This is a genomic window from Thioalkalivibrio sp. (genome assembly GCF_007692535.1).
Classification (GTDB): domain Bacteria; phylum Pseudomonadota; class Gammaproteobacteria; order Ectothiorhodospirales; family Ectothiorhodospiraceae; genus Thioalkalivibrio.
In genome coordinates this window covers 1-21,175 of the sequence record NZ_REBW01000140.1, presented here as the reverse complement: position 1 = coordinate 21,175, position 21,175 = coordinate 1, and the positions used below count along the sequence as shown (strand labels likewise).

Annotated in this window: 26 protein-coding genes; 12 read left to right on the top strand and 14 right to left on the bottom strand. The window is 66.7% G+C overall.

What is annotated here, in order from left to right; genetic code table 11:
• Nucleotide 1: 1 nt before the first annotated feature.
• From pap to EA346_RS07520, 13 genes are all read right to left on the bottom strand, one after another.
• Complete coding sequence (pap, locus tag EA346_RS07580; protein ID WP_296757206.1) at nucleotides 2–1,477, bottom strand: polyphosphate:AMP phosphotransferase; 1,476 nt, start codon at nucleotides 1,475–1,477, stop codon at nucleotides 2–4.
• Between the two features lie 136 nt (nucleotides 1,478–1,613).
• Nucleotides 1,614–3,320, bottom strand: a complete 1,707-nt coding sequence (gene ubiB / locus EA346_RS07575) for a ubiquinone biosynthesis regulatory protein kinase UbiB (protein WP_296757204.1) — start codon at nucleotides 3,318–3,320, stop codon at nucleotides 1,614–1,616.
• The gene (locus EA346_RS07570; protein WP_296757202.1) at nucleotides 3,317–3,973 is read right to left on the bottom strand and encodes an SCP2 sterol-binding domain-containing protein; all 657 of its coding nucleotides are present in this window, start codon (nucleotides 3,971–3,973) and stop codon (nucleotides 3,317–3,319) included. The genes ubiB and EA346_RS07570 overlap by 4 nt, the downstream gene beginning before the upstream one ends.
• Before the next feature lie 4 nt (nucleotides 3,974–3,977).
• A complete protein-coding gene (gene ubiE / locus EA346_RS07565; RefSeq protein ID WP_296757201.1) occupies nucleotides 3,978–4,733 on the bottom strand; it encodes a bifunctional demethylmenaquinone methyltransferase/2-methoxy-6-polyprenyl-1,4-benzoquinol methylase UbiE in 756 nt (251 codons plus the stop codon).
• A 7-nt stretch (nucleotides 4,734–4,740) separates the two neighbouring features.
• Nucleotides 4,741–5,106 (bottom strand): DUF971 domain-containing protein, encoded by a 366-nt coding sequence (locus tag EA346_RS07560; RefSeq protein WP_296757200.1) that lies wholly within the window; start codon nucleotides 5,104–5,106, stop codon nucleotides 4,741–4,743.
• An 82-nt stretch (nucleotides 5,107–5,188) separates the two neighbouring features.
• On the bottom strand, nucleotides 5,189–6,520 hold the full coding sequence (gene hslU / locus EA346_RS07555; RefSeq protein ID WP_296757198.1) for an ATP-dependent protease ATPase subunit HslU: 1,332 nt from the start codon (nucleotides 6,518–6,520) through the stop codon (nucleotides 5,189–5,191).
• Nucleotides 6,521–6,536: 16 nt separating this feature from the next.
• On the bottom strand, nucleotides 6,537–7,091 hold the full coding sequence (gene hslV, locus EA346_RS07550) for an ATP-dependent protease subunit HslV (RefSeq protein WP_296757197.1): 555 nt from the start codon (nucleotides 7,089–7,091) through the stop codon (nucleotides 6,537–6,539).
• Between the two features lie 138 nt (nucleotides 7,092–7,229).
• Nucleotides 7,230–8,228 (bottom strand): tyrosine recombinase XerC, encoded by a 999-nt coding sequence (locus EA346_RS07545; RefSeq protein ID WP_296757195.1) that lies wholly within the window; start codon nucleotides 8,226–8,228, stop codon nucleotides 7,230–7,232.
• On the bottom strand, nucleotides 8,200–8,898 hold the full coding sequence (locus EA346_RS07540; RefSeq protein WP_296757193.1) for a DUF484 family protein: 699 nt from the start codon (nucleotides 8,896–8,898) through the stop codon (nucleotides 8,200–8,202). Before EA346_RS07540 ends, EA346_RS07545 begins: the two co-directional genes overlap by 29 nt.
• A complete protein-coding gene (gene dapF, locus EA346_RS07535; RefSeq protein ID WP_296757192.1) occupies nucleotides 8,895–9,731 on the bottom strand; it encodes a diaminopimelate epimerase in 837 nt (278 codons plus the stop codon). Before dapF ends, EA346_RS07540 begins: the two co-directional genes overlap by 4 nt.
• Nucleotides 9,728–10,426, bottom strand: coding sequence for a class I SAM-dependent methyltransferase (locus EA346_RS07530; RefSeq protein WP_296757190.1), 699 nt, complete (start codon nucleotides 10,424–10,426; stop codon nucleotides 9,728–9,730). Before EA346_RS07530 ends, dapF begins: the two co-directional genes overlap by 4 nt.
• On the bottom strand, nucleotides 10,423–11,691 hold the full coding sequence (lysA, locus tag EA346_RS07525; protein ID WP_296757189.1) for a diaminopimelate decarboxylase: 1,269 nt from the start codon (nucleotides 11,689–11,691) through the stop codon (nucleotides 10,423–10,425). Before lysA ends, EA346_RS07530 begins: the two co-directional genes overlap by 4 nt.
• Nucleotides 11,691–11,822, bottom strand: a complete 132-nt coding sequence (locus EA346_RS07520) for a lipoprotein (protein WP_296748293.1) — start codon at nucleotides 11,820–11,822, stop codon at nucleotides 11,691–11,693. Before EA346_RS07520 ends, lysA begins: the two co-directional genes overlap by 1 nt.
• Before the next feature lie 306 nt (nucleotides 11,823–12,128).
• Between EA346_RS07520 and soxY the strand changes: the two genes are divergently transcribed.
• From soxY to tatC, 11 genes are all read left to right on the top strand, one after another.
• Nucleotides 12,129–12,599 carry a thiosulfate oxidation carrier protein SoxY gene (gene soxY / locus EA346_RS07515; RefSeq protein ID WP_296757187.1) on the top strand — a complete coding sequence of 157 codons (471 nt, stop codon included), beginning with the start codon at nucleotides 12,129–12,131 and terminating at the stop codon, nucleotides 12,597–12,599.
• 48 nt (nucleotides 12,600–12,647) lie between these two features.
• The gene (soxZ, locus tag EA346_RS07510; RefSeq protein WP_296757186.1) at nucleotides 12,648–12,953 is read left to right on the top strand and encodes a thiosulfate oxidation carrier complex protein SoxZ; all 306 of its coding nucleotides are present in this window, start codon (nucleotides 12,648–12,650) and stop codon (nucleotides 12,951–12,953) included.
• A gap of 248 nt (nucleotides 12,954–13,201) precedes the next feature.
• Entirely contained in the window at nucleotides 13,202–13,624 is a 423-nt protein-coding gene (locus EA346_RS07505; RefSeq protein ID WP_366755770.1) for a hypothetical protein, read from the top strand.
• Between the two features lie 87 nt (nucleotides 13,625–13,711).
• The gene (gene hisB, locus EA346_RS07500; RefSeq protein ID WP_296757184.1) at nucleotides 13,712–14,305 is read left to right on the top strand and encodes an imidazoleglycerol-phosphate dehydratase HisB; all 594 of its coding nucleotides are present in this window, start codon (nucleotides 13,712–13,714) and stop codon (nucleotides 14,303–14,305) included.
• 27 nt (nucleotides 14,306–14,332) lie between these two features.
• Nucleotides 14,333–14,983 (top strand): imidazole glycerol phosphate synthase subunit HisH, encoded by a 651-nt coding sequence (hisH, locus tag EA346_RS07495; RefSeq protein ID WP_296757182.1) that lies wholly within the window; start codon nucleotides 14,333–14,335, stop codon nucleotides 14,981–14,983.
• Nucleotides 14,984–15,073: 90 nt separating this feature from the next.
• Nucleotides 15,074–15,808, top strand: a complete 735-nt coding sequence (gene hisA, locus EA346_RS07490) for a 1-(5-phosphoribosyl)-5-[(5-phosphoribosylamino)methylideneamino]imidazole-4-carboxamide isomerase (protein WP_296757180.1) — start codon at nucleotides 15,074–15,076, stop codon at nucleotides 15,806–15,808.
• A gap of 3 nt (nucleotides 15,809–15,811) precedes the next feature.
• Nucleotides 15,812–16,600, top strand: a complete 789-nt coding sequence (gene hisF / locus EA346_RS07485) for an imidazole glycerol phosphate synthase subunit HisF (RefSeq protein WP_296757179.1) — start codon at nucleotides 15,812–15,814, stop codon at nucleotides 16,598–16,600.
• On the top strand, nucleotides 16,597–16,935 hold the full coding sequence (locus EA346_RS07480) for a phosphoribosyl-ATP diphosphatase (protein WP_296748286.1): 339 nt from the start codon (nucleotides 16,597–16,599) through the stop codon (nucleotides 16,933–16,935). The genes hisF and EA346_RS07480 overlap by 4 nt, the downstream gene beginning before the upstream one ends.
• Before the next feature lie 54 nt (nucleotides 16,936–16,989).
• Nucleotides 16,990–17,295: a twin-arginine translocase TatA/TatE family subunit gene (gene tatA, locus EA346_RS07475; protein ID WP_296757177.1), complete on the top strand. Its 306-nt coding sequence runs from the start codon at nucleotides 16,990–16,992 to the stop codon at nucleotides 17,293–17,295.
• Nucleotides 17,296–17,336: 41 nt separating this feature from the next.
• Entirely contained in the window at nucleotides 17,337–17,894 is a 558-nt protein-coding gene (gene tatB / locus EA346_RS07470) for a Sec-independent protein translocase protein TatB (protein WP_296757175.1), read from the top strand.
• A complete protein-coding gene (gene tatC / locus EA346_RS07465; protein WP_296757173.1) occupies nucleotides 17,891–19,042 on the top strand; it encodes a twin-arginine translocase subunit TatC in 1,152 nt (383 codons plus the stop codon). The genes tatB and tatC overlap by 4 nt, the downstream gene beginning before the upstream one ends.
• 116 nt (nucleotides 19,043–19,158) lie before the next feature.
• On the opposite strand, the gene EA346_RS07460 is transcribed toward tatC, so the two are convergent.
• Nucleotides 19,159–19,893, bottom strand: coding sequence for a BPSS1780 family membrane protein (locus EA346_RS07460; protein WP_296757172.1), 735 nt, complete (start codon nucleotides 19,891–19,893; stop codon nucleotides 19,159–19,161).
• Between the two features lie 256 nt (nucleotides 19,894–20,149).
• Between EA346_RS07460 and EA346_RS07455 the strand changes: the two genes are divergently transcribed.
• A complete protein-coding gene (locus EA346_RS07455; protein ID WP_296757170.1) occupies nucleotides 20,150–20,629 on the top strand; it encodes a DUF302 domain-containing protein in 480 nt (159 codons plus the stop codon).
• The last annotated feature ends 546 nt before the right edge of the window (nucleotides 20,630–21,175 follow it).

Here is a 21,175-nt window from a genome sequence, read left to right as displayed (position 1 = left end):
GCTACAGCGCCTTTTCCAGACGCTCGCAGAGGATCTGCAGCGCGCGGACACGTGCCCAGCGCTTGTCGTTGCCCTCGATCAGGTTCCAGGGGGCGAACTCGGTGCTGGTGCGCTCGACCATGTCGTTCACCGCGTGGGCGTAGTCGTCCCATTTCTCACGGTTGCGCCAGTCCTCCTCGGTCAGCTTGTGCTGCTTGAAACTGGTCTCCTCGCGCGCCTTGAAGCGGGCCAACTGCTCGTCCCTGTCGATATGCACCCAGAACTTCACCAGCACGATGCCGTGGTCGGTCAACTCCTCCTCGAACTCGTTGATCTCGCGGTACGCCCGGATCCACTCGTCCTCGGCGGCGAAGCCCTCGACCCGCTCGACCAGCACCCGCCCGTACCAGGAGCGGTCGTAGATGGTGAAGCGCCCGCCGCGCGGAATGTGTCGCCAGAAACGCCAGAGATAGTGGTGGGCACGCTCCTCGTCGGTCGGCGCGGCGATCGTGATCACCCGGTAGCTGCGGGCATCGATCGCCCGCGTCACCCGCCGGATGATGCCGCCCTTGCCTGCCGCATCCCAGCCCTCCAGCACCACGATACAGCTGACCTTGCGCTCCCGTGCGGCGCGCGAGAGCACGCTGAGACGGCCCTGCAGCCTGGCCAGCTCCTTGCGATAGTCTTTCTTCTCCAGCCGCTTCTCGAGATCGACGAAATCGAGGATCGTCTTGTCCCCCTGCCGCGGTGTCTTCCACGCCGTCGTCGCGCCGCGCAGGGTCTTCGGATCCATTTCCATCCGCTTGCGTACCACCTCGAGAATGTGGTTCGCGGTGGTCGCGTTGCGGTGGCGCTCGTCGTACCCCTCGATGATCAGCCACGGCGCCTCGCCGGTGCTGGTCAGGCGCAGGGTCTGTTCCGCCACCGCGCGGAAGGTGTCGTAGGACTTCAGCGCGGCGATATCGCGCTCGCCGATGCGCCACTTGGTCTTCGGATTCTTGCGCAGTTTCCTGACGCGCTCGACCTGCATCTCCTTGCCCAGGTGAAACCACAGCTTGATCAGCAGCGCGCCGCCGTCCACCAGCATCTTCTCGAAGGTATTGATGCGCTTGAGCATCACGGCGAGAACGTCGTCGTCGATCCTGCCCTCCACCCTTTGCGCGATCGGATCGCTGTACCAGGATCCGAACAACACGCCCACGCGGCCCTTCGGGGGCAGCGCGCGCCAGTAACGCCAGAAGGCCGGACGCTCGCGTTCCTCGTCGGTGGGCTCGTCGAAGGCAGCGGTGTCGATCCCGCGAGGGTCCATCCACTGGTGCAGCATGTTGACCGTCTCGCTCTTGCCTGCGCCATCGGCACCCGAAATCAGCAGGATCACCGGGAAGTCGCAGTCGCGAAGGTCCTGCTGCAGGTTCAGGAGCCCCGCGCGCAGGTCCGGAACCATTTCCTTGTAGGCGCCCTTGTCCAGGGTACGGCCCAACTCCGCTGCTTCGAACATCGTCCAGTCCCCTAGTGTGCTGTCACACGTCTAATGGCGCCTTCAGCGCCCCGTCCTCGTGGCAGGCGTGCGCGATCCATCCGCGCGCCCATTCGCTCCCAGGCATTCGAGAGCGGTTCAGCACGGCCCCGTCTCGTCAATCCAGCCGGCGGGGTATGGTACGCATGCTCTTCAGCGCCCCATCGCCGCGGCGCAGGCTGAACAGTAACAGCCCCAGCCCGATGAGGCCCAGCGGCCAGGTTGGCCAGGCAAGCCCGAACCACTGCGGCACGCTTTCCATCTGGGTGAGGATGCCGGCGCCCAGCAGCAATCCGAAGCCGACCAGCGACTCGAGCCGTCGTCGACCGTCACGCTGCAGCAGGCTCCGCAATTCGCGCACCTCGGCGCGCAGGGCGGCATCGCGCTGGGCGCGCTGGCGTTCTGCGTCCAGCGCCTCCTGCAGCCGGACCGGCAGTTCCGGCAGCTGCACCAGAATCCTGGGCAGGTGGCGCTCGGCGCTGCGCAGGAATGCCCGCAGCCCCACCTGCTCCGACATCCAGCGCTCGAGGAAGGGCTTGGCCGTGGTCCAGAGGTCGAGCTGCGGGTACATCTGGCGGCCCAGCCCCTCGATGTTCAGCAGTGTCTTCTGCAGCAGCACCAACTGCGGCTGGACCTCCATGTCGAAGCGCCGCGCGGTCTGAAAGAGCCGGAGCAGCACGTGACCAAACGAGATCTGGTCCAGCGGCTTCTGGAAGATGGGCTCGCAGACCGAGCGGATCGCCGCCTCGAACTCGTCGACCCGGGTCCCCTCGGGTACCCACCCGGACTCGACGTAGAGCTCGGCGACGCGCCGGTAATCGCGGCTGAAAAAGGCGTGGAAGTTCTCCGCAAGATAGTGCTGGTCGGACTGCAGCAGGCTGCCGACGATGCCGAAATCCACCGCCATGTAACTCGGATCCGCCGGGTCGGTCGCATCGATGAAGATGTTCCCCGGATGCATGTCCGCATGAAAGAAGTTGTGCTTGAAGACCTGGGTGAAGAAGATCTCCACCCCGCGCTCGGCCAGCAGCTTCAGGTCGACGCCCCGCGTGCGCAGCTCCTCGATGTGCGCGACCGGGATGCCGCTGATGCGCTCCATCACCATCACGTTGGTCCGGGTGTAGTCCCAGATGACCTCGGGCACATACAGCAACGGATTGCCCTCGAAATTGCGGCGGATGGTGATCGCGTTGGCGCCCTCGCGCACCAGGTCGAGTTCATCGAGCACCGTCTTCTCGTATTCCGACACCACCTCCCGCGGTCGCATGCGGCGGCCGTCGGCCCAGTACCGATCCGCCAGGTAGGCGATCAGGTGCAGGATCTCCAGGTCGGCGCGGATGGTACGGTCAATGCCGGGCCGCACCACCTTGACCACCACCGAGCGGCCGTCACGGAGGCGGGCCGAATGCACCTGCGCAATCGACGCCGAGGCCAGGGGGATGTCCTCGAACTCGGCGAAGATCATATCGATGGGGCGCTCCAGGGACTTCTCGATCGCCATTCGGGCCTGGTCACTGGGGAAGGGCGGCACCCGATCCTGCAGCCGCGCGAGCTCCAGCGCGATGTCGTCCGGCAGCAGGTCGCGCCGGGTCGACAGCATTTGCCCGAACTTGATGAAGATCGGCCCGAGATCCTCCAGCGAGCGCCGGATCCGCTCGCCGCGGGTACCCTCCTCGCGCCGGAACCAGTTCCACGGCAGGAGGTGCAGCAGGAAGCTCAGCGGCCGCAGCGGCTTCAGGGTAAACAGGATGGCGTCGAGCCGGTAGCGCACCAGCACGCGGCCGATGGTCCACAGGCGCAGACCCTGTTTGAAGGTCCGGATCATCCGGGGCCGGGCAGTCCGGGACCGTCGGCGGCTGAGCCCTTCGCTGGAGATCCGGCCTCCAGGCGTGCAATTCGCGCCTCCAGGCGGGCGGTGTCATCGCGCAGTTCAGCCAGGTCCCCGGTCCAGGCCTCGAATTCCCCGGAGGGCGGCAGCCAGCGTGCCTCCTCGCGGGCGTAGTCGACGGTATCGTCCAGGCCGCGCTGCACGAAGCGGCGGACATGGCTCTGGAGGGCCTCGCCCGCCTGCAGGAGTGGACCGGCGGTGCCCGCACCGGTCAACGACTCCAGCCATCCGGCCCAGTCGAAGGAGACCCCCGCCAGCGCACGCTGCAGATCGGTCAGCACCGCGGCATCGCCCCGCACCGAGATCCCGGAGCGATCCCCGCCCGAGAGCGCCGCCGCCAGGCCCACGGGCGACCCGCTCAGCGTCACGTCGGGCTCTTCGCCCTCCAGGCTGCCCAATACCTGCAGCCGGTCCGCGGCGCCGAGGAAGACCAGTCCCAAGCCAGGCGGCCGGACCTCGACCGCGATCGAATGCCCCGCGAGCCGCGCAACCGCTGGTTCCTCGGAGGCATCCAGCCAACGGTTCAGCGCCAGTTCCAGGAGCGCGGTCAATGCAGTGGGCAGGGGCCGGACGGGCTCGCTCGTCGTCATCGGGTCAGAACCTCGTGGCCTGGTGCAGCGCGACCACGCCACCGGTCAGATTCTCGTACTCCACCCGTTCCAGGCCCGCCTCGCGCATCATCTCCGCGAGCGCCTCCTGGTTCGGGTGCACGCGGATGCTTTCGGCGAGATAGCGGTAGCTGTCGGCATCACCTGCGATCAGGCGTCCCATCAGGGGCATCACCTTGAAGGAGTACGCATCGTAGAAGGGTCGCAACGGGGCGACGGGCTGCGAGAATTCCAGCACCAGGAGCCGGCCGCCGGCCTTCAGCACCCGGCGCATCTCCGCCAGTGCCCGTTCCTTGCGGGTCACGTTGCGCAGGCCGAAGGCGATGGTGAGACGGTCGAAGTGCTCGTCGGGAAACGGCAGTGCCTCCGCATCGCCCTGCACGAAGTCGATGTTGCCCACGCGCCCCTCGTCGAGCAGCCGATCGCGCCCGGCGATCAGCATCGAGGCGTTGATGTCGCAGATCGCCACGTGCCCGCGCTCGCCGACCCGTGGCGCAAAGGCCGCGGCCAGGTCGCCGGTGCCGCCGGCCAGGTCGAGCACGCGCATGCCCGGGCGCACCGTAGCCCGCTGCACCGTGTGCCGCTTCCACAGGCGGTGGATGCCCATCGACATCACGTCATTCATCAGGTCGTATTTCCGCGCGACCGACGAGAAGACCTGGCCAACCCGCGCCGCCTTCTCCTCTTCCGCGACGGATTCGTAACCGAAATGCGTCTTGCCGCGCTCTTCTTCGTCGCTCATGGCGGCATCAATGGGTCTTGCGCGCGTGCCCGGCGGCAGCGAGCTTGTCGATGTATTCCTGCCAGAGCCTGTCCTGCTCCATGCCGAGGTTGTAGAGATAATCCCAATCGTAGATGCCGGTGTCGTGGCCGTCGGAAAAGACCAGCTTCACCGCGTAGTTCCCGACCGGCTCCACTTCGGTGATGTTTACATCCTCCTTGCCCAGCTGCAGCGTGTCCTGGCCGGGGCCGTGGCCGCGAACCTCCGCCGAGGGGGAGTAGACACGCAGGAACTCGCAGGGCAGGCGGAGGCTGGTGCCGTCCGCGTAGCCGAGTTCGAGGATGCGCGACTTCTGGTGCAACTGGATGTCCGTGGGGCGGTGCTTGCTGCTCATCAAAGTGCTCCTGGGCGTAGGTTGTGCAGTGTTTTGGGGGTCAGAGTACCAATTCCACTCCGGGTCGCGGAAAAACTCCGTCTCAAAGAATGTAGCGCGACAGGTCCTCGTCCTGCACCAGCTCGCCGAGTCGATCGTCGACCATGGCCGCGTCGACGATCACCGGGCCGGACACGTCCGGGGCATCAAAGGCCACCTGCTGCAGCAGGTGCTCGAGTACCGTGTGCAGGCGTCGAGCGCCGATGTTCTCCGTACGCGCGTTCACGTCAAAGGCGATCTCGGCGATCCGGCGCACGCCGTCCGGCCGGAATTCCACGGTCACCCCCTCGGTACCGAGCAGGGCCGTGTACTGCTCGGTCAGCGAAGCGGTGGGTTCGGTCAGGATCTGCACGAAATGGTCCACCGACAGCGCCCCGAGTTCCACCCGTATCGGCAGGCGGCCCTGCAGTTCCGGGATCAGGTCGGAGGGCTTGGCCAGGTGGAAGGCGCCCGAGGCGATGAACAGGATGTGATCGGTGCGGACCATTCCCAGCTTGGTGTTCACGGTGGTGCCCTCGACCAGCGGCAGCAGGTCGCGCTGCACCCCCTCGCGCGAGACATCGGTGCCACCGTGCTCGCTGCGCTTGGCCACCTTGTCGATCTCGTCGATGAAGACGATCCCGCTCTGCTCGACGCGTTCGACCGCCTTGAGCTTCAGCTCGTCCTCGTTGACCAGCCGCGCGGCCTCCTCATCGACCAGCAGGCGCACCGCGTCGCGGATCTTCAGGCGCCGGCTGCGGGTGCGCTGTCCGCCGATGTTCTGGAACATCGACTGCAGCTGGCTCGCCATCTCCTCCATCCCCGGCGGCGTCATGATCTCCATGCTCGGCTGCACCGCGCGCACCTCGATGTCGATCTCGCGGTCGTCCAGCGCGCCCTCGCGCAGCCGCTTGCGCAGCTTCTGCCGGGTTTCGCTGTCCGCCGCCGGAGGCTCCGGCTCGTTGAAGCCGGCGGCCCGGGGCCGCGGCAGCAGCGCGTCGAGGATGCGTTCCTCCGCGGCATCCTCGGCGCGGGACCGGTACCGGACCATCTCTTCCTCGCGCAGCTGCTTGATCGCGGCGTCGGCGAGGTCGCGAATGATCGACTCGACGTCGCGCCCGACGTAGCCCACCTCGGTGAACTTGGTCGCCTCGATCTTCAGGAACGGGGCCTTGGCCAGCCGCGCCAGCCGGCGCGCGATCTCGGTCTTGCCGACGCCAGTGGGGCCGATCATCAGGATGTTCTTCGGCGTGACCTCCTGGCGCAGCGCCTCCGGCAACTGCTGCCGGCGCCAGCGGTTGCGCAAGGCCACGGCCACGGCACGCTTGGCATCCTCCTGGCCGATGATGTAACGGTCCAGTTCCTGGACGATCTCGCGCGGTGTCATATCAGTCATGAAGAGAGTCCTTGCCTCAGGCCCGGCTCGTGTCCGGCCCGAGGTGTTCCAGCGTGATCTGGTGGTTGGTGTAGATGCAGATGTCGGCGGCGATGTGCAGGCTGCGCTCGACGATCTCGCGCGACGGCAGGTCGGTGTTGTCCAGCAGCGCCCGCGCCGCGGCCTGTGCATAGGGGCCGCCCGACCCGATCGCGATCAGGCTGTGCTCCGGCTCGATCACGTCACCGTTGCCGGAAATCACGAACGAGTGCTGCTGATCGGCCACCGCCAGCAGGGCCTCCAGACGGCGCAGCGCGCGGTCGGTGCGCCAGTCCTTGGCCAGCTCCACTGCCGAGCGCATCATGTTGCCCGAGTGCTTCTCCAGCATCCCCTCGAAGCGTTCGAACAGGGTGAAGGCATCGGCGGTTCCGCCGGCGAATCCGGCCAGGATCCGATCGTGATAAACGCGCCTGACCTTGCGCGCGTTGCCCTTCATCACGGTGTTGCCCAGCGATACCTGGCCGTCGCCGCCCAGCGTGACCTCGCCGTTGCGACGGACGCTGACGATGGTGGTTCCACGAAACTGCTCCAAAGACGACCTCCTGTTCGCGCACATCGTGCGTCATTGCGCGGGGCGAACCCCGTTCTCGTCAACCCCGCAGCATACCCATTCGCGCGCAAGCTGCGCTCCTACGCGGACGGATCCCATGGTTGGGACTGCTGCACCGTCCTACGCGGGTTCGTCCCGGGGCAGACGCGTCCCGTGCAGGCGAACCGTACTGCCGGCCTTGCGCCGCGCCCGCGGGTGCGCGTTGTCGTAGACCTGCGCCAAGTGCTGGAAATCCAGGTGGGTGTAGATCTGGGTCGTCGCCAGATCCGCGTGCCCCAGGAGTTCCTGCACGGCGCGCAGGTCGCCGCTCGATTCCAGCATGTGGCTGGCGAACGCGTGCCGCAGTCGGTGCGGATGCAGCCGCTCGCCCAAGCCGGCCCGCAGACCCGCCAGCGCCAGCCGGCTCTGCACCGCGCGGTTGCCCAGCCGCCCCCCGCGCCGGGACACGAAGAGCGCGCCCTCATCCGGCGCTGCCCAACCGGGCCGCAGCGCCAGCCACGCACGCAGGGCCTCGCGCGCCAGACGTCCTACCGGCACCGTGCGCTCGCGTCGCCCCTTGCCCAGCACCCGCACCAGACCGGCCTCGAGATCCAGGCTGCCCAGGTCCAGCCCGGTCAGCTCCGACAGCCGCAGTCCCGAGGAATAGAACAATTCCAGCATCGCCCGATCGCGCAGTTCCAGGGCATCCCGGCCCGGCTGTGCCATGGCCCGGCCCGCCTGATCGACGTCGAGGCCGCGCGGCAGCGGCCGACCCAGCTTCGGCCCGCGCAGCGACGCCCCCGGGTTGTGCTCCAGCAGACCCTCGCGCACCGCCCAGGCACCGAAGCTGCGCACGGCGGACAGGAAGCGCTGGATGGTGCGCGGGTTGCTGCCGCCCCGCGCCAGGCCGGCGGCGATACGGCGCAGGGTGGCTGGATCCAGTTCCGGCCAGGCGCCGGCAAAGCCCGCGCGCAGGCGCTGCAGGTCGCGCGCGTAGGCGACCACGGTGTGCGGAGACAGGCCGCGCTCGTGGCGGAGGTGGTCGAGAAACGCGGCAATGGTTGCATCCGTGGCCGGTTCCGGATCCGTGTCCGGGACCCTGTAGCGCCCCCTACCCGTTGGCGCAGGAACGCACGTCATGACAGCGGATGGCCTCGGCCAGCAGTTCACCCAGGTGGGTGACGAAGTAGGTACCCATATCCGGCAGGAAGCGGTCCGGGGAACGGCTGCCCAGGCCCAGCACCCCGGTCTTCTGCCCGTCGACCGACAGCGGCATCAGGATGGCGGAGCCGACGGCACCGGCGTCATCGCCGAACATGGCCTGCAGGGCCGGCTTCGGCAGCCGTCCGCACTGCGGCCGACCGCGCGCGAAGAGTTCCTCGAAATACTCGAGGTCCTCGGCAGGCAGCCGGTGCAGGTCGTCCTGCCTCTCGCCGGCGAGGCGGATGCTGACCAGTTCGGCCTTCAGTTCGTTGCGCAGGGCTTCCTGCGTCAGCGCCAGCGCCCCGTCGAGCCCCTCGGCGTGCATCAGCGTGCAGGCCAGCCGGTGCAGGTGCAGCCCCACGCGCTCGTTGTCGCGCGCACGCTCGACCAGTTCGGCCAGGCGCTGCTCCAGATAGCGGTGCTTGTCCCGCAGCAGCGCGACCTGCCGCTCGATCAGCGACACCGAGCCGCCGCGGGTATGCGGCACACGCAATACGTCCAGCAGGGACACGTGGCGCTCGAAGAAGTCCGGGTGATCGCGGAGAAAGGCCTCGACTGCGCCTTCGGTGAGGTAATCCGGTTCGGTTTTCGGGGAACTGGCAGTCATCGCTCGATTCGACCATGGAAGACAGTGGTGGCAGGGCCGGTCATGAAGACCGGATCCTCGACTCGTCCGTGCCAGCTTAGCACAAGGCTTCCGCCCGGCAGATGGACCCGGGCCTGCGCATCGACCAGCCCCCGCCGGCGCGCCACGACCATCGCCGCGCAGGCGCCGGTCCCGCAGGCCAGGGTCTCGCCGGCGCCGCGTTCGTGCACCCGCAGGTCGATGCGGTCACGCCCGGTCACCGCGGCGAAACCCACGTTGACCCGGGCCGGGAAGCGGGGGTGATGTTCGATCAGCGGACCCAGCCGGGCCACCGGCGCCGTGGCGACATCCTCGACCAGCAGCACCGCGTGCGGATTGCCCATCGACACCGCGCCGATCGCCACCGTCGTGCCGCCGACCTCCAGCTCGTAGGAATCGGCCTCGGTCGCGGCCAGGAACGGGATCTCTGCGGGAAGGAAGCGCGGGCGGCCCATGTCGACCCGGACCTGCCCGTCCGACTCCACCTGCAGCACGATCAGCCCGGCCAGCGTTTCTACGGGTATGGTTTCGGCCTGCGTCAGCCCCTGCTCGCGCACGAAGACCGCGAAGCAGCGGGCGCCGTTGCCGCACTGCTCGACCTCGCCACCGTCGGCATTGAAGATCCGGTAGCGGAACAGCGCCCGTGCCGGGTCTTCCGGCGGCTCCACCAGCAGCACCTGGTCGCAGCCGACGCCGAAATGCCGGTCCGCAAGACGGCGCACGTCTTCCGGGCTCAGCACGACCGACTGGCGCACCCCGTCGATCACGACGAAGTCGTTGCCCAGCCCGTGCATCTTGGTGAACGCGAGCGTCACGGTTGCGGACCTCCCGGCACCCGCGATGCGATCGGAAGACGTCCCCAGACGACCAGGTGCCGGTCGCTGACCTGCTCGACCCGGAACCCGTGCAGGCCCGCCGCGTCCAGCTGGGCGCGCACCTCGTCCGGGGTGAAGGCTGCGTGGAGCGAGTTCTCGAAGTCGCGGCGCAGCACCTCGGGGGCATCGGCGGCGTGCTGCGCCACCAGGGTCCGGACCTGCTCGCGCGAGTCCGGGCGGCAGAGGTCCATCACGAAGACGGCTGCGCCCGGCGCACCGTCGCGGACGATCACGGCCCACAGGTTTTGGGGGTCGTGCAGGTGGTGCAGCAGGCTGTTGGAGATGATCGTGTCGTACGGGGCCCCGGGGCCGGCGGCCTCAGGCAGCAGGCCCTGTACCAGGTTCACTCGTGGCCCGGCCGGGTGGTGGCGGCGCAGTTCGGCACCGGCGGCGAGCATCGCCGGCGCACCGTCGATGCCGTGCACCACGCAGTCGGGGTGGCGTGCGGCAAAGCGCAGGCTGACATCTCCCGGACCGCAGCCGAGATCCAGCACCAGCCCGCCGACCGGCCCGGGGAAGCGCTCTGCGAACAGGTCCACGAAGTGCTCGTGCGGTTCGCTGAAATCGGCCTCGGCATAGGCTCGCGCCTGCTCGTCGTCGAGCATCAGTTCCGGTTCGGGGCGGCGCTCCATCAATCGTCTCCGGGCAGATCGTCCTCGGGGAGCATGCTCTCGCGCATCATCAGGTGGTCCACCTGCTCGCGCCGATTCACGACGAAGAAGCGCCCGCCATCGATCATCACCTCCGGCGGCCGTGGCCGGCTGTTGTAGTTGCCGGCCATCACGAAGCCGTAGGCGCCGGCGGAACGCACCGCCAGCAGGTCGCCCTCGGCCAGCGCCAGTTCCCGTTCGCGGCCCAGGAAGTCGCCGGTCTCGCAGACCGGGCCGACCACGTCATACACCCGCGCCGCCACGTCGCGCGGCCGCACCGGCACGATCTCCTGCCAGGCACCGTACAGCGCGGGCCGGATCAGGTCGTTCATCGCGCCGTCGACGATCGCGAAGTCCTTGTGCTCGGTGTGCTTCAGAAAGGCCACCCGTGTCAGAAAGACCCCGGCGTTGGCAGCGATCGCACGGCCCGGCTCGAGCATCACCTTCAGATCCCGCCCCGCCAGCACGCCGCGCAGCGCTGCGGCATAGGCGGCCGGCTCCGGGGGCGTCTCGTCCCGGTACCGCACCCCCAGGCCGCCGCCGACGTCGATGTGCTCCAGCTTCAGCCCTTCCCCCGCCAGGACATCCACCAGCGCAAGCACGCGCTGCAGCGCGTCGGTGAAGGGCGACAGCCGGGTCAGCTGGGAGCCGATGTGGAAGCCCACACCGCGGATATCGACGTGCGTCAGCGCCGCGGCCTCGCGGTAGAGCGCCGGCGCGGCGTCGATGGCCACCCCGAATTTGTTCTCGCGCAGGCCGGTGGCGATATAGGGATGGGTCTCGGCATCGACATCCGGGTTCACGCGGATGGAGATCGGCGCGCGCAGACCCAGCTCTCCGGCCACCCGGTCCAGCAGCGCGAGCTCCGGCTGCGACTCGACGTTGAAGCAGTGGATGCCGACCTGCAGGGCCCGGCGCAGCTCCGCCGACGTCTTGCCCACACCGGAGAACACGACCCGCCCGGGGTCTCCGCCGGCACGCAGCACGCGTTCCAGTTCACCGCCGGAGACGATGTCGAAGCCGGCGCCGAGACGCGCAAGCACATCCAGCACCGCGAGGCTGGAGTTGGCCTTCACCGCAAAACAGATCTGGTGCGGCATCCCCTCCAGGGCGCTGGTGAAGGCCTGGTAATGCCGCGTCAGCGTGGCCCGGGAATAGACATAGGCCGGTGTGCCCACCACCTCGGCGAGATCCTCCAGGGACACATCCTCACCGTGCAGCACGCCGCCGCGAAGCCCGAAGTGATCCATCAGCGGCGCTCCTCCGGCGCGTCCTCCGGCAGGTACAGATCCCCCTTCTGCCCGCAACTGGCGAGCATCTGCATGGATCCGAGTACGACGACAAGGGCGATGAACGCCAGTTGGGCTTTGCAGGGCATCATGGCGTGCGGTTCCGACGGAGAAGGCGTGTGACAGCGACTAGTGTAGAACGGTGGGCCCCGCGCTGCATTTCGCCCCATGCCCGCAGAATGGTCTACACTCATATATTCCACGCTGCCGACTGGCGGCCGCTGGGCGCACCCGGGGGACACCGGCAACGACAGCCGGCATTGCGGCACGCGCCCTGTGCATATTTGGTGGAACCCCTGTGGGAATAGAATAGTCTTAACCTTCGTCCGTACCAGAGGCGTTTCCCAGAGCAACGCCCTGGACGTTCCGGACTGACCCAAAGATGAGAGGAGATCTCCATGACTAGTAACAAGCGCCGTGTCTTTCTGAAAGGCACCCTGGCTGCCGGCACTGTCGGTGTAGCCGTTGGGGCGGGCCTGCTGGCCCCCAGCAAGCTGTTGGCCGCATGGCCGGAAGACGCTTTCAAGGCCCGCGGCTTTGAAGACACCCTTCAGGCCGCACTCGGCACCACCGACATGCCCGAAGGCGATATCGAAATCAGTGCCCCGGAAATCGCGGAAAATGGGATGGTCGTTCCCGTGACCGTGGAAACCGGCATGTCCGACGTCAGCGAAATGGCCCTGTTCGTGGTCGAGAACGGTTCGCCGCTGACCTCGAAGTACGTGCTCGGCGCCGGCGCCGTGCCGATGTTTGCAACCCGCATCAAGATGGGACAGTCGTCCGACGTCGTTGCCGCTGTGAAATCGGGTGATACCTGGTACAGCGCGACGCGTGAAGTGAAGGTCACCATCGGTGGCTGCGGCGGCTAAGCGGCCGGCACTTTCACACCGACTTTCCCAATTTCCGGAGGTATAGCAATGTCTACCATTCGTGTTCGCGCCCAGGAAAGCGACGGTATCGTCACCGTCCGCGCCCTGATGACCCATCCCATGGAAACCGGCACCAGCAAGGACGCCGCCGGCGACCTGATTCCGCCCCACCACATCGACGTGGTCACCGCCGATGTCGGCGATACCAACGTGATGACCGCCTACTGGGGAGTCACCATCTCCCGCAACCCGTTCTTCCAGTTCCAGTTCGAAGGCAACAAGGGTGACACCCTGAAACTGGCCTGGACGGACAACCAGGGCGGCAGCGACAGCGTCGAAGCCACCATCGGGTAGTTTCGATCAGGCGCAAGCCAGAAGCCGGGGCTCGTCCCCGGCTTTTTTGTGCCTGTTTTCCTTCTACTACCGCCTGAGCCTACATTGTGCCCAAGCCGGGCGTGCTCCGCGCGGCGACCGATCGGAGCCGGCCAGAAAGCCAGCGGGGCCTGCGTCCCGCGAGCGAGCGCGCAACGCATGCAGGCATGCCATCGAAGAGCGCGTGTCACGAGCCGGACCGGGAAGTACCGGATGATCAGGAGGCGCGCATGGCGCAGAAGCCGAAAATCCCCGTACCCGTGCCGGCAAGCCGGCAGATCGAACCGTTGGAAGACCCGCTGCCTGCACGGACACAGCCGGGACTGCGGCGAGCCTGCTCCTTCGAGCCGATCGAGCCCCTGTGGCAGCGCCTGCCCAGCCGCGACGCCAGCGGCCAGCGCCTGGCGGATTTCATGATGTTCATCCCCGGACTGAAGCGACGCAGTGACCTGGAGATCCGGCAGCGCCTGCAGGCCATCCACCAGGTCCTGGAGGGCTACCGCGAGGTGATCGCCTTTGTCGAGATGAACCTCAGGATCAACACCCTGTGGGTCTCGGTGCAGGCGCGCCCGGGCCTCTGCCTGGAGATTCCCCTGGCGATCCAGTCCGCGGTTCCCGAAGCCCTCCTGATCGGCCAACGCGCCGACCGGTAGGAGACCAGCCCCTGGCCGATCGGCCCTCGCCCGTGCCGCGGCGCCCTCGGCTTGCTAAACTGGGGTTTTGCTATAGCATCGACAGCCATGAAAGCGCGCACTGCGGTCGTTCAACGCGACACCCTGGAAACCCGGATTCGGGTCGAACTGAACCTCGACGGCAACGGCACCGGCCGCTTCGCCACCGGGTTGCCGTTCCTCGATCACATGCTCGACCAGGTCGCGCGCCACGGCGTGATCGACCTGGACATCCAGGCCGAGGGCGACCTGCATATCGACGCCCACCACACGGTGGAAGACATCGGCATCACCCTCGGACAGGCGCTGGCCCAGGCACTGGGTGAGAAGAAGGGCATCCGCCGCTACGGCCACGCCTACGTGCCGCTGGACGAGGCCCTGGCGCGGGTGGTCATCGACTTCTCCGGCCGACCCGGCCTGGAGATGCACGCCGAGTTCCGGCGCTCCCACATCGGCCAGTTCGACGTCGACCTGTTCCAGGAATTCTTCCAGGGGCTCGTGAACCATGCCCGGATGACGCTGCACATCGACAGCATCCGGGGCCACAATGCCCACCATGTCGCGGAAACGATCTTCAAGGCCTTCGGCCGCGCGCTGCGCATGGCAGCAGAACCGGATCCGCGCATGACCGATATCACGCCATCCACCAAGGGCGCCCTGTAAGGCGAACCGCGCAAGAGGGCGTCAACGATGCAAAGCGTCGCCGTGATCGACTACGGCATGGGCAACCTGCACTCGGTGGAGCGCGCGCTCCGGCACGAGGCGCCGCCCGGCACACAGATCGTGCTGACCGACGACCTCGCGGTGATCCGCGACGCCGACCGCCTGGTCTTTCCCGGACAGGGTGCGGCGGCCGATGCGATGCAGGCCCTGCGCAGCCTCGGGCTGGACACGGTTCTGCCCGAACTCGCGGCCACCCGACCGTTCCTGGGCATGTGCCTGGGCCAGCAGATCCTGCTCGACTGGAGCGCCGAGAACGACGGAGTCGATCTGCTGGGCGTGATTCCGGGCAAGGTCGAGCGCTTCCCCGGGCACGCGATCGACAGCGCGGGAAGGCGGCTGAAGATCCCGCACATGGGCTGGAACGTCGTGCGCCAGGTGCAGGACCACCCACTTTGGCAAGGACTGCCGCGCGAACCCTGGTTCTATTTCGTGCACAGCTACCGGGTGCTGCCGACGCGGGCCGAGGACGTCGTCGGCGAGACCGACTACGGAGACCCGTTCGCGTCGGTGATCGCACGCGGATCGATGTTCGCGATGCAGTGCCATCCGGAGAAGAGCGCGGCCGACGGCCTGCGACTTCTCAACAACTTCCTGCGCTGGGACGGCGCCTGGCGATGAGCGTCCTCCGGGCCACGCACCCGCACCGCGGGCCACAGGATTCGCCGCGTTTTCGCTCGTCCTGCAGTATCACCATCAATGGAGTCGATGATGCTGGTCATACCCGCGATTGATCTCAAGGAAGGCAAGTGCGTGCGCCTGCGCCAGGGGCGCATGGAGGAATCCACGGTATTCGGTGAAGACCCGGTAGCCATGGCCGGGCGCTGGGTCGATGCCGGCGCCGAGCGCCTGCACATCGTCGACCTCGACGGCGCCTTCGCCGGCATCCCGAAAAACGCCGAGGTCATCCACGCCATTGCCGAGGCCTACCCGGACCTGCGCATCCAGGTCGGCGGCGGCATCCGCGACGACGACACGGTGCTGGCCTACCTGGAGGCCGGGGTCGAGTTCGTGATCATCGGCACCAAGGCAGTCAGCGCACCGCACTTCGTCAACGACCTGTGCCTGGAATTCCCGGGCCGCATCATCGTCGGGCTCGACGCCCGCGACGGCAAGCTGGCGGTCGACGGCTGGTCCAAGCTCTCGCACCACGACGTGATCGACCTCGCGCAGCACTTCGAGAGCGATGGCGTGATGGCGATCGTCTACACCGACATCAGCCGCGACGGCATGATGCAGGGCGTGAACGTCGAGGCCACCGCACGTCTGGCCCAGGGGGTCCGGATTCCGGTGATCGCCTCCGGCGGGGTCAGCTCGCTGGACGACATCCGGCGCCTGCTCGAACACGAGGACGATGGCATCGACGGTGTGATCGTCGGCCGAGCCCTGTACGAGGAGACGTTCACCCTGCAGGAAGCGATCGCACTGGCCGCGGGGCAGGCCTGACCCATGCTGGCGCGCCGCATCATCCCCTGCCTCGACGTCGACGCCGGCCGCGTGGTCAAGGGCGTGAACTTCGTCGGCATCCGCGACGCCGGGGACCCGGTGGAAGTGGCCCGCCGCTATGACGCGCAGGGCGCCGACGAGATCACCTTCCTCGACATCACCGCGAGCAGCGACGAGCGCGAGACCATCGTGCACGTGGTCGAACAGGTCGCGGAACAGGTGTTCATCCCGCTGACGGTCGGCGGCGGCATCCGCGAGGTCGCCGACATCCGGCGCCTGCTGAACGCGGGCGCCGACAAGGTCTCGATCAACACCGCCGCGGTACAGCGGCCGGAACTGGTGGCCGAGGCGGCGACGCGCGTCGGCAGCCAGTGCATCGTCGTGGCGATCGACGCCAAGCAGGTGCAGGACGACGCCGAATTTCCGCACTGGGAGGTGTTCACCCACGGCGGGCGCCGCGGTACCGGCATCGACGCGGTGGCCTGGGCGCAGAAGATGGTGCAGCTGGGCGCCGGCGAGATCCTGCTGACCAGCATGGACCGCGACGGCACCCGGATCGGCTTCGATCTCGACCTGACCCGCACGGTGAGCGACGCGGTGAGCATCCCGGTGATCGCCTCGGGCGGGGTCGGCGAACTCGCGCACCTGGTCGCAGGGGTGGTCGATGGCCACGCCGACGCGGTCCTCGCCGCCAGCATCTTCCACTTCGGCCAGCACACGGTGGCGGAGGTCAAGGCGGCCATGGCCGCGGCCGGCGTGCCGGTGCGTCCACCGCGCGGGACCGACGCATGAGTGGCGAGATCCTGCAGCGGCTCGCCGAGGTCATCGAGCAACGGCGGCAGGCGGATCCGGAGACGTCCTACGTCGCCTCGCTGCACCACCGCGGCCTCGACGTGATGCTGAAGAAGCTCGGCGAGGAGGCCACCGAAACGGTCATCGCCGCCAAGAACCCGGACGACGCAGCCCTGGTCTCGGAGATGGCGGACCTCTGGTTCCACGCACTCGTGGTATTGTCTGCGCGCGGACTGCACCCGGATGACGTACTGGGCGAGCTCGGCCGCCGCTTCGGCCTCTCCGGCATCACCGAAAAGGCGAATCGCGGCGCAGCGGGCAAACGCTCGGGTTGATTCAGGGTCTACCACTATTCAGGTTCACGTTTTCATCGTCTTCGGAGGCATCCCATGGGGATCGGCGGTATCAGCATCTGGCAGCTTCTCATCATCCTGCTCATCGTAGTGCTCCTGTTCGGCACCAAGAAGCTGCGCAACATGGGCGGTGACCTCGGTTCCGCCATCAAGAACTTCCGCCACTCGGTGAAGAATCCCGATGGCGAAGAGGAGGGGGAGGGGGCGGACAAGGACGATACCGAGCGTCGCGAAGGCGAGGAGATCCCTAAAGTCGAGGATCAGAAGAAAGGCCGCGTGATCGATGCGGAAACGAAGAAGGAATCCCAGCCGGGCGGTCAGAGCGGCGGCAGCCAGCCCTGAACCGGGCTCGGCAACACCACGCGGAACCCGTCGGGTAGACCATGTTCGATATCGGCTTCTGGGAAATCCTGATCATCACCCTGGTCGCGCTGCTGGTGGTCGGGCCGGAGCGCCTGCCCGGGCTTGCGCGCGAGATCGGGCGCTTCGTCGGCAAGGCGCGGCGCTTCGTGAACAGCGTGCGCTCGGACATCGAGCAGGAGCTGCAGACCGAGGAGCTGCGCAAGATGCTCAAGGGCCAGGAGGAGGAGATCCAGGAACTGAAGAGCATGATGCAGGAAACCGAAGAGACCCTGCGCGAGGATCTGAAAGAGACCGAGGAGACCCTGCGCGAAAATCTCGATGACGTGGCGGACGACAAGGCGAAGAAGAAGAAACTGGACCCCGAGGGCCGTCCCGCGACATCCATGGGCGCAGACCCGACAAGGAAATCGGACAAACCCGAGAAAAAGGTCGACGGTCGCCCGCGCATCAAGCGTGTGCCGGTCGCGGGCAACCTCGATGGCGATCTGCTGACCGACGCGCCGCCACCGCAGCCGGTGGAGCGCAAGCCGACTGAGGAAGCGGATACCGACGGCGACGGGACCGCGAACAAGGCATGAGCAACGGCAAGACCACCGGCGAGCCCAGCACCGAGGCCACCGAGACCCTACTCAGTCATCTGATCGAACTGCGCGACCGGATCCTGCGCATGTTCCTGGCGATTCTGGTCGTGTTCCTGATGCTGTTCCCGTTCGCGAACCAGATCTACACCTACCTCGCGACCCCGCTGATGGTGCACCTCCCCGAGGGCACCAGCATGATCGCGATCGAGGTCGCGGCGCCCTTCCTGATCCCGTTCAAGCTGGTCCTGCTGCTGGCGGTCGTGCTGACAATCCCGTACACCCTCTACCAGCTCTGGGCCTTCATTGCACCCGGCCTGTACAAGCACGAGAAGAAGATGGCCGGGCCGCTGGTGGCATCGTCCACCATCCTCTTCTACCTCGGCATGGCGTTCGCCTATTTCGTGGTGTTCCCGCTGATCTTTGCCTTCTTCACTGCGACCGCGCCCGAGGGCGTGGCGGTGATGACCGACATCTCGCGCTACCTCGACTTCGTGATCATGCTGTTCATCGCCTTCGGCATCGCCTTCGAGGTACCGATCGCGACGATCCTGCTGGTGCAGATGGGCGCGACCACCCCGGAGAAGCTGGCCAGCAAGCGCCCCTACGTCATCGTCGGCACCTTCGTGATCGGCATGATCCTGACGCCCCCCGACATCATCTCCCAGACGCTGCTGGCGCTGCCGATGTGGATTCTGTTCGAGATCGGGCTGATCCTTTCCAGGATCATGGAAAAGCGCAAGGCCGAGCGCAGAGCCGCCGAGGGAATTGACGACGATGCTGACGGGGACGGCCCTGACGACGATCCACGCAGAGGTGGGCCAGGAGCCGGACCGCGGCGTGGCGGCCCGGGTCCGGGCGGAAAGACCCCGCGCGCCGGCGGCACGACCCCGCGACCCACGACCAGCGGCTCGGCGACCGCCTCCGGAGCCGCCGCGGCAAGCGCCGGCGCATCCGCGAAGGCCAGCACCGCGACCAGCGAATTCCGCCCCCTCAGCCCGGACGAAATGGACGTCGAACTCGACCGGCTCGAAGCGGAAGAACGGCTCCTCGCCGAAAAGCGCGCGCAGAAGGAAGGCCGGAGCGACAAGCCCGCCGGCGCCGACGCGACCAGCACGGAATCCGCCGAGTTGCCCAAGAAAGACTGAGCAGAGCTTCCTATGGAGCGCGGGAGCTCGCTCCCGCTTTCAGCCCCGAAAGCCGCCCCAACCCCAAAGCGGCGGCAAGCCGCCGCACTCCATAAGGGGCGGGCGGCGGGAAGTCCTCAGGCCTCCTCGGCCTCGATCACCTCCGGCTCCACCGAGCCCGTGAAAATCTCCGTGTAGGCTCCGTACACCGCGGCGAAGACCACCGGACCAAGAATCAGAAAGCCAAGTCCGAAGGGAAGCATCGCGAAGAACGCCAGCACGAAATAGATCAGGCTGAAAATCACCAACGGCCCGATGTTCGCGATCGTGCCCTTGATGCTCGCGACGATGGCATCACCCAGTTCCACGCCACGGAAGTACACCAGCGGAATCGAGAACGCCAGCATCGCGAAGACCACCAGATACATCAGGAAGATCACGATCATCCCAAAGAACCCGACGCCGGCCAGCGGCATGCTGATTGCATCACCCGTGGCGCCCATCTGCATGGCGCCGCCGACGAATACCGCCATCAATACCGCCATCACGATGGTGGCCACCAGGGCCACGAGGCCGAGCAGCAGGAGCGGGACACGGCGCTCGGAATCCTGGATCGGCTGGAACAGGTGGCCTACACCTACCTTCTCACCCTGCTCGATGTCATGCGCGATCTTCATGAACCCGGCGATCAGCGCCGGCGAGATGACTGCCATCAGCACGCCACCGAGCAGCGGGATCAGGTTCAGCACCAGGCTGATCAGAAAGAAGATCACCACGACCAGGATCCAGGTGAGCGGGTCGGTCTTGAAGTTGTTCCAGCCCCGACCGAACAGCCCCCAGCCACGGTTGAGCTCCATGCTGCTGATATCCATCGCCGTCTCCCCTTGTGCATGAGCCCCATTAACGACGGATTCGTCGAAAGTTGTCAATCGCCGGCGCGGAATCCGAGCCATGCTGGCGATCCAGGTACACGAAATGGCGCGCAAACCTCCCAACCGATCGAAAAAATGCGCTTGAAGCCCTCCGGCGCCTGTGGCATGATGCCCTCCATCAATTAGCATTCGCTAATATATTTGAATGGCCGTGAGGCCGACTCAACCAAAACGATTGAAAAATGGAGAACAAATCATGACCAAGCGTTTCATCATGACCGGAATCGGTGGATTCCTGGTAGGCGTCGCCGCGATGATGCTGACGGCTTTCTCGGCCGCCCCCAACCTGATGATTTCGGAGGACGAAAGCCTCTTCAACTTCGAGGACACGGTCGAACTGATCACGCAGACCGCCATCGAACAGGACTGGAAGGTGCCCACGGTGCACATGATCCACGACGCCGTGAGTCCCTACGGCTACGAAGTCGATCGCGTCGCCGTACTGGAACTCTGCCAGCCGCACCACGCCGGCAAGATCCTCGCCGAGGACCGTGCCAAGGTCGTGACCTCGATGATGCCCTGCCGCGTGTCGGTGTATGAAACCTCCGACGGCCGAGTCATCGTGTCGCGGATGAACACCAGCCTGATGGCCCAGGCCTTCGGCGGCACCGTCGCCTCGGTGATGGCCGAAGCCACCCAGGAAAACGAAGCCATCCTGAAGAGCGTGATCCGGTAAAAACCGGCCCACATGCTGCAACAAACGAACCCCGCTCCGGCGGGGTTTTTTTGTGCAGGACACCCAATCGCCGGAAGGACAGGGCTGCTACCGAGGGCTAACGTTCATAACCCCACGCAACCCCTGACGATGAAAAGGCGCGCCACCCCGAATGATGAAAGCACAAGCGCCGATGGAGTGCGGCGACTTGCCGCCGCCTTGGGGAGCGACCTGTAGGTCGGGTTAGCCCAAAGGGCGTAACCCGACGGGTCTGGTACCCACCCAAGGCCGAAAATGCATCGCCGTCCCCGGCACGTCGGGTTACGCTGCGCTAACCCGACCTACAGAGCTGGACCGTGAATTTCACGTTAACTTTCATGGCCCTGCGCCGCCCCTGACGATGAAAAGCCACAAACCGTAGGTCGGGTTAGCCCAAAGGGCGTAACCCGACGGGCCTCGCACCCCACCCATGGGCGCAAAATAGCGTCGTCCCCGGCACTGCTACCGCGGGCTAACGGTCGTAGACGTCCTCGAAACGCTCGATGTCGTCCTCTTCCAGGTACTCGC